Origin of the sequence: Companilactobacillus kedongensis (assembly GCF_003946625.1) — a bacterium.
GTDB classification, from domain to species: domain Bacteria; phylum Bacillota; class Bacilli; order Lactobacillales; family Lactobacillaceae; genus Companilactobacillus; species Companilactobacillus kedongensis.
In genome coordinates, this window is record NZ_RHOR01000006.1 from 1 (window position 1) to 14,263 (window position 14,263).

The 14,263-nt window shown below is 36.5% G+C and carries 11 protein-coding genes; all 11 read right to left on the minus strand.

Going from position 1 to position 14,263, the window contains the following annotated elements; genetic code table 11:
• Nucleotides 1-521: 521 nt before the first annotated feature.
• A complete protein-coding gene (locus EKM60_RS05015; protein ID WP_125713080.1) occupies nucleotides 522-1,727 on the minus strand; it encodes a glycosyltransferase family 4 protein in 1,206 nt (401 codons plus the stop codon).
• Nucleotides 1,727-2,665 carry an ABC transporter ATP-binding protein gene (locus EKM60_RS05020; protein WP_125713083.1) on the minus strand — a complete coding sequence of 313 codons (939 nt, stop codon included), beginning with the start codon at nucleotides 2,663-2,665 and terminating at the stop codon, nucleotides 1,727-1,729. The genes EKM60_RS05015 and EKM60_RS05020 overlap by 1 nt, the downstream gene beginning before the upstream one ends.
• Entirely contained in the window at nucleotides 2,637-4,286 is a 1,650-nt protein-coding gene (locus tag EKM60_RS05025) for an ABC transporter permease (protein WP_125713085.1), read from the minus strand. Before EKM60_RS05025 ends, EKM60_RS05020 begins: the two co-directional genes overlap by 29 nt.
• 64 nt (nucleotides 4,287-4,350) lie before the next feature.
• Nucleotides 4,351-5,409 carry an ABC transporter substrate-binding protein gene (locus EKM60_RS05030; protein WP_125713087.1) on the minus strand — a complete coding sequence of 353 codons (1,059 nt, stop codon included), beginning with the start codon at nucleotides 5,407-5,409 and terminating at the stop codon, nucleotides 4,351-4,353.
• Nucleotides 5,410-5,523: 114 nt separating this feature from the next.
• The gene (locus tag EKM60_RS05035; protein WP_125713089.1) at nucleotides 5,524-6,834 is read right to left on the minus strand and encodes a dicarboxylate/amino acid:cation symporter; all 1,311 of its coding nucleotides are present in this window, start codon (nucleotides 6,832-6,834) and stop codon (nucleotides 5,524-5,526) included.
• A gap of 251 nt (nucleotides 6,835-7,085) precedes the next feature.
• Nucleotides 7,086-7,565, minus strand: coding sequence for a 23S rRNA (pseudouridine(1915)-N(3))-methyltransferase RlmH (gene rlmH / locus EKM60_RS05040; RefSeq protein WP_125713091.1), 480 nt, complete (start codon nucleotides 7,563-7,565; stop codon nucleotides 7,086-7,088).
• Between the two features lie 381 nt (nucleotides 7,566-7,946).
• Nucleotides 7,947-9,302 carry a S1C family serine protease gene (locus EKM60_RS05045; protein ID WP_125713093.1) on the minus strand — a complete coding sequence of 452 codons (1,356 nt, stop codon included), beginning with the start codon at nucleotides 9,300-9,302 and terminating at the stop codon, nucleotides 7,947-7,949.
• Nucleotides 9,303-9,426: 124 nt separating this feature from the next.
• Nucleotides 9,427-10,230, minus strand: coding sequence for an MBL fold metallo-hydrolase (locus tag EKM60_RS05050; protein WP_125674585.1), 804 nt, complete (start codon nucleotides 10,228-10,230; stop codon nucleotides 9,427-9,429).
• Nucleotides 10,220-11,032, minus strand: coding sequence for a two-component system regulatory protein YycI (locus EKM60_RS05055; RefSeq protein WP_125713095.1), 813 nt, complete (start codon nucleotides 11,030-11,032; stop codon nucleotides 10,220-10,222). The genes EKM60_RS05050 and EKM60_RS05055 overlap by 11 nt, the downstream gene beginning before the upstream one ends.
• 2 nt (nucleotides 11,033-11,034) lie before the next feature.
• Entirely contained in the window at nucleotides 11,035-12,348 is a 1,314-nt protein-coding gene (locus EKM60_RS05060) for a YycH family regulatory protein (protein WP_125713097.1), read from the minus strand.
• Nucleotides 12,338-14,233 (minus strand): cell wall metabolism sensor histidine kinase WalK, encoded by a 1,896-nt coding sequence (gene walK, locus EKM60_RS05065; protein ID WP_125713099.1) that lies wholly within the window; start codon nucleotides 14,231-14,233, stop codon nucleotides 12,338-12,340. Before walK ends, EKM60_RS05060 begins: the two co-directional genes overlap by 11 nt.
• Nucleotides 14,234-14,263 lie beyond the last annotated feature (30 nt).

The following is a 14,263-nucleotide window of genomic DNA, read 5'->3' on the forward strand; positions in this document are numbered from 1 at the left end:
ACTTCTTGTACATCAGCTCGGTACTTTGTCTTAGGCTTCCTTCAGATTCCACCTCGCGGTGAACACCCTTTCCCTCAACTAGTGATTCCGACTACTACGGCTCACAGTGGACTTTCACCACCAAGTTAACACCCATGCCGGGCGCACTGAGGACCGATCCGAGTCTCCGTCTCGAATCTCGGTTTGAAGCCTTGTAAAGTTCAACAAGTCTTCAAACACGCCCGATGGCGTAAGAGCTAAAGCTCTAACGCCAATACCACAGCTGGTAAATATTCTCAGATCTTCCAACTTGTTTAGTTTTTAAAAGAGTACAATCAATGTTTTTCTATAACAAAAAAAGGAGCTGTATCACGCTTGAGATAAATCAAGTATGATACAGCTCCTTTTTCGATATATTTTTAATTATATATATACTATCTAGCCGAAGATGACGTAAAGCTTGCCCGCAGTACAAGTGGCGTTATAACGGCGGTTTCCCGTTATTACAGCATGCAAGCCTTTGCGCCATCGTAGGCGGATTTTTAATGACCGCTTATTATTTCCTCAATTCGTTTTATCAAATGAGGCCAACTATTAGTTAGCACTGACTCCTTAACTGATTCGGTAAATTGTGGCTTCTCAAGTGCACCGGCAATCTGTTCTCGTAATGCAGCTTCAAGTCTATCGTAAAACGCTGGCAAGTCCTCTTTTACTGGCTCATCCTGATTGACCAATCTAGGAAGATCAACATAACTGATATAGCCACTTTTATTAACCGTATCCCCCAGTTGAGCCTGCAGAGCGGGAATTGTTGTCGTAACAACTCGAAGATCACAGGCCAGTGCTTCAATCGAAATCAAGCCGATGCCTTCATAATACGATGGCAATACAAAAACATCAGATTTTCTAAATACATCCGCTAGTTTCTTCTGTTCTTGAAATCCATAAAATTTAATTTGTGGATTTTTTTGATATGGTTTCAATTTTTCTTGAGCATATTCGTCTGCGTTACCGATCAAATTTAAAACTGCTTTAGGATACTCCGAACTGATTCGATCAAATACTTTGGCTAATGCAAAAACACCTTTGGCATCAGACATTTTCCCAGCGAATACTAGATCAACTGTATCTTTTTTAGGCTTAGGTGCCGGATAAAAAATATCAGAATCAAAACCACCACCAATGGTAGTAATTTTTTCAGCAGGAATATGATAGATATCCTCAATTTGTGTAGTTTCTGGATGACTAAGTGCAAATACATGCGTCAAACGATTCATATTAGTTACATATTTTTTCAAAAGATCCGGATGTTGATTTGCCTGACGAATGTCCGTCCCATGGCAGAAAGCATAAATCGGAATATTCTTTGTCTCCTGACAAACTAATGATGTTAAAAACCAGAGATGGTGCGTAAGAATGACATCCGGTTTAAAGGCATCAATAGCTTGATGAATTTTCTTGCGAAATACATCTTGCCATTCGGCGATCATTTCTGGTGTCATTTCACCATAAACAGTGCTTTTATATGGCATAACATCACTCATACCAGGTAGTGGAAAATCACAAATTTCATTAGGAAATGAGACTGGGAATTGCTTATTTTCTGGTAACACATCATATTTGAAGTCACCAAATCGACCATAGATACAGGCTTGTTGATGATTGTCCAAACCCTTTATAACATTAGAGAAATAAACACCACTGCCGGTTTTTGATGGAAGCTGCGCTTGAACATGTAGTATTCTCATTATCTCTCCTCCAATTTCGATACTTTATATTGTACATCAACACGAGTTCCTACTCTTAAAGGCTCCATCCGATTTAAACAAGTTACATGAAAAACATGTTTATTATAGTTAATTAAATAATTGATCGTAGAACCTTGAAAATCCATCTGTTCGATAACGCCATCCCCATTAGGATCATCCGTTATAACGATGTCCTCAGGACGGATGTAGTCGCCATTATCAAGTAAATTAGAATCTCCAATAAATTTCAAAACAAAGTGGTTTTTAGGCGTCGAATATAATCCTTGTCCTGTATCTATCTGCTGGATTTGCCCTTGATCCATTACCAAAATTTGGTCTCCAATAGAAAATGCTTCCTGTTGATCGTGAGTCACAAAAACCATCGTCATATTGAGCTCTTTTTGAATTTGGCGTAATTCATGTCGCATGGTCAAACGTAATTTTTCATCTAAATTGGAAAATGGCTCATCCAACAATAATAGTTTAGGTTCAACAATCAAACTGCGTCCCAAAGCGATTCTTTGTTGCTGACCACCACTGAGATCTTGAATTTTAGTATTGGCGAACTCATCCATCTGCAATAAATGGAGCATTTTTAGAGTTTTCTTTCGAGCATCATTACGACTCATTTTTTTAAATTTCAGTCCATACATCAAATTTTGCATGACATTCATATGGGGAAATAGACTATACGATTGAAAAACGGTCGTAATGTCACGTTCTTCAGGAGCTAATTTCGTAATATCTTTTCCATCCAAAAGAACTGCCCCCTCATCAACTGTTATAAATCCGTTTAGACAAGACAATAGGGTACTTTTCCCACAACCACTGGGACCTAAGACAACTAGGATCTTATTTTGATCAACACCAAATGATAATGAATGTAGAACGGTTTTACTTGAATATTTTTTAGTGAGATTTTTTACTTCTAAAAACATAGCCCCAATCCTTTCCGCTTAGACTGATCAATCCAAAGACAATTCCAGACATTACTAAACAAATCAAAATAATCATGCAGGCAATAACTGCGGCTACTTGATATTCTCCTCGTTGAACAACGTCAAACATTACCAAGGTCATCATATTTTGACCAGGATGAACTAAGAAAATGATTGATCCAATTGTAGTCATCGTACTAATAAACCCATTTAAAAATGTTATCGCAAATCCTTGTTTAGTCATCGGAAAGAAAACATCTTTCCATTCGTTAACTACCGTTCCACCAAGATCATGGACTGTTTTAAAATATGTCGGTTCGATCTGGCTAACAGATGCCTTAGCGGCTTTGGTAGCAAATGCCACCTGTTTAAAAATCACGTTGATAATAACGATGATCGAAGTTCCAGTCATTATTAATGGTGGTTTTGAGAAGGCGTACAAATATCCCAAGCCAAAGAATGTCCCTGGCAAAATATACGGAAATGTCCCAACCATTTCAATAAATTTCATAAATCGATCATTACGCACTTTACTGTAGTAAATAATCAAGAAACTGATCAAACTACCTAATAATCCAGCAACCAGACTGTACAAAATAGTTCTAGTAATGGTGTCATTGAGATATATTTGTGAATCAATGATCGGTTGTAAAGAAAATCGATAATTTCCCATCACTTTTACGGAGAAAGCATTCATAACGATCGATCCATATTGTAAAAGTAAGGCTAGATAAAAAATCACTGACAATATCACCGAACCTACAAAGAAGAAACCCTTTTTAGGTAGTGGAAAAGCCTTCATATTGCTGGAAAGACCATGATGTTGAACACTCATCTCACGATCGTATTTTATATATAAGAAAAAACCGATCAAGGCTGGAATCGCCAAAGTTAAGTTGATCAAAGCGGCTTTATGAATATCGCCCATACTTATTACGGCAAAATATCCTTCACTGGCTAACATTTTAAAACTTCCACCAATGATCGTTGGTGTTTGGAAGTCAGCCAAACTGCGAATAAAACTAATCAAAGCTACAACTATTAGACCTGGTTTCAATAACGGTAAAATAATATCTTTAATAACCGCATCAGTTCTTGCACCAAGACTTCTAGCACTATTGATCAAACTAGGTTCCAATTGTTTTAATAATCCAATCAACACTAAGGCATTCAAGGAAGCAAAACTCAATGTTTGCATGAGGATTATTCCCTGTGGTCCATAAGGATCAATTGTCATTTGCAACAAATCATGTGTGATCATCCCTCGACGACCAAAGAGTGTTATATAAGCCAATGACGTTACAAATGGTGGTGAAACCATTGTTATCAAAAGAAATACTCTAAGTATGCTTTGCCACTTTTTAGAAATAAAGACAAAACAAAGGGTCACTGAAACTGCTAGAAAAACAGACAAAACCATTGTAATGATAGCAACAAATAGCGAATTTTTGGTTAAATCAATATTTTGCATAAAAAAATTATTAAATGTTTCGCCAGGTTCATGTAATGCTTGAACAAAGATACTCAGATACGGATAAAAAATAAATAATAAAATACTAAGTGATATAACTATGTACACAAACCAGTTAGTAATTTTGCTACCGAGATGATTCTTGCCCATATTTTATCTCCTTTCACAATTTGAAAAAGCCGAGAGCAACTCTCGGCTTTTCGTATTACTTATTTTATTTATCTCCGACCATATCTGACCATTTGTTTAAGATAGAAGTTCTATCTGAACCAAAGTTCGATAGGTTTTCTTTAATGAGATCTTTTTTGTTTAATCCTAAATCAAGGCCCTTAATACCAGGCATGATAATTTGATCTGTATCTTTACCATCAAGTTTAGCTAATTCTTTCATATTCCTTGGTTCAAGCATGAAGTCGATGAAAGCTTCAGCAACTTTTTTACCAGGTGCGTTCTTAAATACAGCAACACCTTCGGGAACCCAAGGAATACCATCTGATGGATAAATTACTTTAAGGTCATCTTTCTTTGCAGCATCGAAGGCCATCTTGTCAACTGGAATAACTCCGATTCCAAATTCACCTGAAGCAGTCTTTTCTTGTGGATCTTTACCACGTTTGCCGTAGAAAGTAATATTATCATTTACTTTGTTCCAGTAATCCCAGCCAGCTTTTTCACCTTTTTTATCGATGATTCCTTTAACAATGGCATACATTGTACCGGAAACTGATGGATCACTCATAATGATTTCGCCTTTATATTCGCTCTTAGCTAAGTCATCCCAAGTCTTTGGAACAGGTAGGCCTTTTTCTTTTAGAACCTTTTTGTTAACTACAAATCCACCAACAGTTAATCCTTTAGATAACCAATAACCGTCTTTATCACGATATTTGGTACTGATCTTGTCGATCGAATTTGATTGATACTTTTCAAGCTGATGATCTGTCTTAGCTTGCATGAAGGCATCTAGACCACCACCAAACCAAAGATCAGCCATTGGCTTACTCTTATCAGCTTTCATTCTGGCAAGTACTTCACCACTAGACATTGATAAAACTTTAACTTTAGCCCCAGTTTGCTTGCTAAATTTATCAAATAGCGGTTGATAAGCGTCGGATGTTGCTACGACGTTCATCGTTTGACCCTTAAACTCTTTGGTTGTCTTGGTGTCAGACGATTTACTTGAACTCTTTGAAGAATTGTTCCCACATGCCGTTACAAGGACCAATCCCAAAAGAAATACGAATAAAAGTCCCAGACGTTTAATCGTTTTCATTCCTATAACACTCCCCTTTTATATAAGAAATACATTTAAAGTATAACTAATATTTTTATAAACTACAACGAAGTGTTAATGATTTCACATATTTATTTAGCTCTATTACTTTACCTAAGCCATTGCAGGTTCATTTTTTGATGTATTTGTTACAGGAACTTTATGTTCAGATGCATCAACTAATGTTGCTGCAACCATTGAACTAGTAACATTGGTAGTCGTTCTTGCCATATCAGCGAAAGCATCGATACCGGCAAAGATACTTACTAACTCTACAGGTAATCCAAGTGTGACAAACATTGCTGTTGCAAGCATGATGCCACCACCTGGAACCCCAGCTGTCCCTAATGACACTACTGGACAAAGCAAAACTATTACAGCAATTTGGAGAAATGAAACATTCATTCCCAAGGAGTTCATAGCATAAATAGATAGTAATGGCGGCCAGATCCCAGCACAACCAGACATTCCTACTGTGGTTCCCAATGGACCAACAAAATTAGCTATATTTTCGGAAACACCTTCCTTTTTAGTTAAGCATTCAACATACAAAGGTAGTGTTCCTGATGAACTTCTGGATGAAAAAGCCATCAATTGTGCAGGCATGATATTTTTAAAATATTGGATCGGTGATCTCTTAGCAACAAACTTCAATAGTAAACTATCCGTTACATACATGTGGAAGAAGCAGCCAACAAATGCTAAGACAATAATTGTTACTAAAGGCATCAAAGCTTTAGCGTCACTCGTTCCAATTGTATCTGCCATCAAAAAGATAATTGAATATGGTAAAAACTTAATAATTACACGAATAATTTGATAGACGATATCATGACAATCATCGATAAATGATTTAAAAGTCTTCATCGAATCTGGACGTTTGCTTGATAAAGCAACCACAGCTATCCCGACAATGATAGAGAAGAAAACAATTGGGATAACTTTGCCTTCGGCCATAGAAGTAAACAAATTATCAGAGAAAAAGTCCGTTATAACCTCCGTAAACTTAGGAATCTTCTCCACTTTAAATCCATTCACGACACTCAAATGACTGCCTTTACCAATTCCCGATCCAACGGCTAACGCTGCACCGACAATTGCGGCTAGTAAAGTTTGAAACAATAACCAAAACAATGATTTTGATCCGATTTTTTTCAATTGTTTCAAAGATTGCATTGAATAAATACTTTTGATCAGTGAAACCATCAACAATGGAATAACCATCATTGAAATGACTCTTGTGTAAATAGTTCCCAGAACGGCAACATAGGACGTGTATCCTTTAAAAATAATCCCTATGAAAATACCAACTATCAGAGCTACAACCGAAGTAAACGTAAAATTAGTTTTCCGGTTCAACACATAAATAAAATAACAGGCAACTAAAGAAACAAATAACGTACCTAAATTCATTGTTATATTCATCAAATCCCTCGCTTTGATAAATTTCTTTACTGTTCTTTTAGATTTGCTCAATAATCAAATCTATTTTCACCTCTTTTATTAGTTCTTTTAATTATTGAAGCATAGAACACAATTAGAATAACAAAAAAAGGAAACACCGAAAGCGTTTCCTTGTATGTTAATTCACTAATCTAATTTTTTTGATATTAATCTAATATTTTTGTTAAATTCTTTAGAGCTTGTTTTATTAAATACCCACTGTGGATAATTTCTTACTTATGATAAGTACGATGATTAATGATCATAAACGAACGATAGATCTGTTCAGTCATAACCAGGCGCATCAACTGATGTGGCAAAGTGAATTTACCAAAACAGACACTATAATCGGCTCGCTTAGTAACCTCTGGACTAACACCAAGTGACCCACCAATTACGAATGTAATGTCGCTAGTTCCATATGTGGATAAATCGTCGATCTTCTTAGCTAGTTCTTCAGATGTTAATTCCTTACCACGAAGATCTAGTAAGATCACATATTCCTTATCCTTGATTTTAGATAGAATCCTTTCACCCTCGACTTCTTTAACGTGAGCATCTTCTGCCTCACTTAAGTTCTCGGGGGCTTTTTCATCTGGACATTCCACCATTTGGAACTTACAAAAAGCGCCTAAACGCTTGGCATACTCGGCAATACCAGCCTTTAAATATTTCTCTTTTAATTTCCCTACTGTTACTAATTTAATATTCATTAATAGTCTCCTCGTAAATATAATAAGCAAAAATTGTCTCTTTGCCAAACAGTAAAAATCGAATTATCTTACTACTAATCTTATCCACATTTAATAAATAGTTTGTGTAAACCTGTGTAACATCCATAACCCCTGTTATATTAGGCTTTCACTACTAATTCATGTCAAGTTATTAGCACTTATTAACAGGTGGACTGTTAATTGTGGATAACTTGTCGACAACGTAAATATAAATAATTCATTAGTTTTACACAAGTTATCCACATATGTGGAAAATTAATTTTTATTCATCTACTAAAAAGCCGAAAAAAAACTGTCATTTATTGATAAATGTTCAAAAAAAGACGTGAAACTATTTAAATAATAGTAACACGTCTCATTTTATTCAGAAGTTTTTTTAGTTAAATGAACCTTAGATGTCTTCAACTTACCGTTATGGTAATATTGAACGCTAACCGTTTCGCCAATTGAATGCGAATACAAAGCACTGTGAAGGTCAGCAACCGAACTTACAGTTTTACCACCGAGCTTCACGATAACATCATTCTTGGATAATCCAGCCATTTTAGCAACTGATCCTGCAGTTGTACTATAAACAACTACACCCTTAGTTACTTTACTTGGCAACTTCAAACTTGATTGTGAATCATCAGTTATTTGATCCAAATCGACTACTTTAACACCTAATGATGGTCGCTCGACTTTACCACTCTTAACTAATTGATTAATGATCTTGACCACTTCGTTACTTGGAATGGCAAATCCGATACCTTCGACTGAAGTTCCATCGGTACTTGAAGCTAGTTTCATTGAATTAATACCAATTATCTGTCCCGCAGAATTGACCAGTGGACCACCAGAGTTACCTGGGTTAATAGCCGCATCTGTTTGAATAACAGTTGCTTCACCATTTGCTTGACCGGTATTTTGATCCTGTGTCTCAATAGTTCTATTTGTAGCTGAGATAATACCTTGTGTTACTGTCGTGGCATACTGGCTGCCTAATGGCGAACCAATGGCAATGACAGGGTCACCAGGTGAAATATTATCTGAATTACCAAAGTTTGATGTTGCAGGTACTTTGTCACCAGAAATTTCCAAAACAGCCAAATCGGTAGTGGAATCTGTACCGACTAATTTGGCTGACAGCTTAGTTCCATCGGCAAGGATAACTTCAAGTGAATCAGATCCAGAAACAACGTGGTTATTAGTTACGATGTAACCTTTACCATTTTGTTTAGCGTAGATCACACCTGAACCCTCACTATATTCCTGCAAATTAGCATTGGAACTATTTGAATCACTGTTAGAATTCTGATCATTTGATCCTGATGAATCAGAGTTACTATCGCCGGAATCCGAATTTGAATTTGAGTCTGAGTTACTGTCGCCAAACAGATCACCAAAGATAGACGATAAATCGCCATCACTATTCTGTTTCTGTTTTTGCAGGTTAACAACAGACACGACGGAATTACTTACTTTCTTATAGGAGCCAGACATTGTGCTGGCCGTATTTGCTTTGCTATAACTGACTTGGGTCGTTCCTGGAGAACCGTCAGATGCCGTATCAGCGACTCTATTTCCAAAGTAAGAGAATCCGGCAAAAGCTATCCCAACACCCAGCATGGCTGAAACAAAGGCTACTACGGCCGTTTTCAGCATTGAGTGATTGTTAGAGCCTCGCTTCTTTTCTTCTACTCTCGAATCAGTTTTATGGTTATTATCCATAAACATTTACCTCCCCAATACTCGATACTCTTAATATAACCTTAAATTTTGAACAAATTATGAACTAGATAAGATATTTTTTCAAAAAAAGCGCGAAATCTATTAAATTTCGCGCTTTTGTACTATTTTTTTACAAAGTTATCAATGGATCGGCAATTGCTGGATCAGTATCATGGATCGAGAAGTCGTGTTCAACTCCAAAATCATGATCTTCCAGAATATCAGCTACTGCTGTATGAGCAACTTTTTTGGTATTGTTCTCATGACTCAAATGTCCAAGATAAATTTGTTTAGTATTATTACCGATAATATCCATCAGAGTATGAGCACCGTCATCGTTAGATAAATGACCCTTTTCACTTAAGATACGTTGCTTCAAAGGCCAAGGATACATTCCATTACGCAACATTTCGACATCATGATTACATTCCAATAAATATCCATCCGCATTTTCAATCGTCTTTTGAACACGTTCAGACACATAACCGGTATCTGTCAAAATAACAAATTCCTTGCCATTATGATAGAACTTATAGAATTGTGGATCTGCGGCATCATGCGACACTGCAAAGCTTTCGACATCCAAGTCATCTAATGTCATTACTTTATTGTGCTCAAAAAGATTGATTTTTTCTTCTGGGACTTTGCCGATCTTTGGCATCATAGCATCCCAAGTCTTTTTGTTGGCATAAACGTTTAAATCGTAGCGTCGAGCAAGTACCCCGACACCTTTTATATGATCAGAATGCTCGTGTGTTACAAACAAAGAATCAATCGTATTGATATCTTTACCAACACTTTCTAATGATTCTTTGATTTTCTTGCCGGACATCCCTGCATCTACTAAAATATGGTGCTTAGGAGTTTCGATATAGGTAACATTGCCTGAACTACTGCTGGCCAAAACACTTATTTTTAAATCATCACTCACTATAATCTTCTCCTGTTGTTGAACTCTTGATCACATTCCCTGTGAAGGCATTGACCTTCTTTAGAGAATTTACTTTGCTATCACGGTTTTGGATCGTTACAAACCAAACCGGAATATAAATTGTACTGCCTTTTGCTTCCAATAACTTAGCATAAGCCAAGTTAGCGTAAGTTATTTTAGAATTATTGGAAATTTCGGAATTAGCATAGAGATTGATAATAATATCCTTCTCACTCTTAGTTGCTTCTTTTTCATGCAAGATCATCAAATCATGAATATATGTCTGTGTATACCCCGTAACCTTATCATCGTTGACTGTAAAAGTCAGTTGTGCCGTCTTATCGTAAACTTCTCCTAAATCCTTGTCTGTCTGTGAAAAAACAATCTGGCTACTTGTTGATTGTTGTGGCGAATACTTGTATTGGGTACCGAATAAAACATTTGATTCTTTTTTAATAAATTCATTGATCTTCTTTACACGATTATCTTTAGTAACAGTAATTGGTGTATTCAATGAACTTGTTAATTTATGGCTGCTTTCGTCATATTGGAATTCTTGATCACGTAATTTACCAACATTATTAACTAGAGCATCATTTGGCTTTGATCCCAAATAATAAGCCGAACCACTCTTAGTATCAAGTTTGCCAAAACTAATATCACGTTTTCTCATCTCAGAAACAGTTGACGTATTGGTACTGCTACTTGTGACAATTTGTTGACTGTTACGAAAAGATAGCAATAGGAACACATCTAACGATACAAAGACTATCAAGAAGATGATTTCAATTCTTCGAAAATCCATTACTATCCCTCCTCTGCAGATTCATTGGTCCAGTCTTGGTACGGGCGCCAATGATTATCAATTTTAATATAGTAGGTTGGAGTCAGGTCAACTACATTTTGATTCTCAGATTCACTTTCCCATTGGTATCCTGCTTGAATATCTTGAATATCGTTCACAGAATATCCGGCCTTATCCAATCCCTTGAGGATCGAAGTAGTAGACTTCAAAGTCGTCTCTGAATTAGAAGAAGGTACCGGAACTTCAAGAACCTTATTTAAGAAGTGTTCGGTCGTACCATTTCGACTAAAGCTTATCTTGATCGATCCAAATTGACTCTTCTTAAAGATCGGGAATCCTTCGACATATTCACGGAAAACTAAATCTTTATCGTTCCAGTCAGCATCATATAAACGTAGGTTAGAAACGGAGCTCTGCAAATTGACCGCTTTATTATAACCACGTTGATAAAAGGCCAACCTGTTCTTTGGAACAGAAGTATCGGTGTAATCATAGAAGGTCAACTCGCCTTTATCGTGATCTGAGATCAAGCGCTTGGTTTCACTGTAATTGTATGTATAAACATCACCATCTTGTGATGTAACTAAGTCATCACTGTTAGAGTCGAATAGTGCTGTTGTGTACTCTCTATCTTGTTTTTCATCAATAACGTATGAATAGGTCCTCATCTTGATCGGTTCAGTATAGAACGTAAAGACGCCGTGCTTCATCAAATTCAATCTAACTTTCAAATCGATATTTGCTTTCTTAGCCAGCTTCAAAATAGGCTCAGCCGCTGCATCTCGAACACTAACTTTATAGACAGCATAGTTACTATCATTGGCTAGATAGATGTTTTTATCGGTTTTATCATTCAAATTAATAATAATTCGATTGAATGAATAGTCTGTTGAATGTTTCAGAGTGGAGCTATTCAATAAATAACCTAACGTTCTCACCGTTATAGCGGTCGGATAAACTAGTTGAATCGCATTGTGCTTTTGAATGGTCTTCTGATATTTAGCACCATCCTTCTTGAAAACACGTGTGACCCGATCAAATTTCCAATCGTTCATAACATTTTGAACACTGAAAGAAATATTTTCTTCATTGTTGTAGATCAAGCGCTGATCAGTTCCGTCATGCCAAATAACTTGCGTAGGACTGATAACCTGATTGATCGGTATTTTATTCTTATCGGACTCAGTTGTCGTAACATCAACATTGCGTCCTCTTTGATAGCGTGCAGTATTCGTCCAGATAAAATAGGACAAAACTACACTAGTAATAACTGCAAAAACTAGCAGGATCTGTACAATTAATCGACTAAATTTCATCCCATTCTCCTCCAGTCTCATTAGGGTCAAAAGGCAGAGAAATATAGAATGTTGAGCCTTTACCTTCGGCACTGTTTACCCAAATTCTACCTTTATGCTGTTCAACGATCTCTTTAGAAATAGACAATCCTAGACCGGTACCACCTTGTTTACGCGAACGTGCTTTATCAACACGATAGAATCGATCAAAGACCTTCTTGATATCCTTTCTAGGAATACCCAATCCTTGGTCAGAGATACTGATAATAATATGCTTATTAGTTTCCAACAAGCGACACGTTATAACGCCTCCATCTGGTGAATACTTGATGGCATTATTTATAATGTTATCCATTACTTGCGTCATCTTATCGGTATCTAATTCAACCCAAAGATCCTTGTTAGTAAAGATTCGCTTGATACGATAATTCTTGACGACTTTTTTATCGTCTTCTTTAGCGTCAGCTTTTTCCTTTTTCAACATCATATCAAAACGATCCAAGATGTATGAGAAAAACTCATTGAAGTTGACTAATTCCTTATCTAATTTAGAACGACCTTGGTCCATACGTGATAAGTTCAACAAGTCTTGGATCATACGGATCATACGGTCAGTTTCCTCAGCCGTAACTTTTAAAAATTGTGGTGCTAGATCTTTATTTTCCCAGGCACCATTGTTCAAAGCATCGATGTAACTACTGATACTTGTCAAAGGTGTTCTCAATTCATGAGAAACATTGGAAACAAATTGACGACGTTCATCATCGATTTTTTGTTGTTCAGTAACATCATGTAGGACACAAACCATACCACTGATAAAACCACTATTTCTCTGAATTAGAGAGAAGTCTGCATTTAAGATCAATGAGTTATCGTCTTCGTCATCATCGTCCCCATCAGGTAGATCACTAGTTTCAATAATCATTGGTTCAGGATTCTCTAATAGTTGATCAAAGCTGATTCGATCATCAATACCTAAAGCTTCTACTAAGGGCTGACCATCAGCTTCTCCCTCTTCCTTATTTAAGAATTCCTGTGCCATTTCATTGATAACAGTAATGTTACCTAAACGATTAGTGGCAATAACACCATCAGACATTTGTGTCAAAACACTATCCAAACGCCTTCGCTCAGATTCTGAATTTTCTGTTGCTTCTTCAACTTTAACTGACAGGTCATTAACGGCCATCGCCAACTGTCCTAATTCATCCGGTGAATAGACACGAACTTGACCGGAATAATCTCCTTCAGCCATTCGTACAGCTTGTTGTTTCATTTCATCGATCGGACGAGTGATCGCACGGGCAATAAAAATTGCAATGACTGCTCCCAACAATCCGGCAACTAATGAAGCTGTAAGAAAAATAACAATAATATTATTTATACCTGAATATACTGATTCCATACTGGCTCTAACATAAATAGCCCCAACAACCGTACTATTATCAGGCGAAGAAACTGGTGAGATAGATTCGTAAGAACTACCTGTTGCCTTGTCATAGTAAATTTGAGTTATTTTCTTATCAGTATTGATACTCTTTTTAACTTGGTCTTTGAGAGTCTTAGTCCCGATCGACTCTTTATCTACGTCTTTGGTACCGACTATAATGCCGTTACGATCGACGATCTGCACATCAGTAATATCATTATTATTTCTTGTATAATCTTGAATAACATTACTGATATTTTCTTTAGTTTTTGAATCATTATCATTTAGACTTTCTGAAACTTGATTCAAACGGTAGGCTGGAATGACCACGGAATCCTCGAACTGTTGGACATTCTGCTCCTCTAATTGACGAACAAAGTATGCTCCAATGATTTCAATGGTGACTATCAGAATCAAAATAAACGATAATCCAATCTTGAAATTAATGGAATGTAAAAACACAAATCTATTTTTCAAATTTTCTCACCCATAATTACAGTCTTAGTT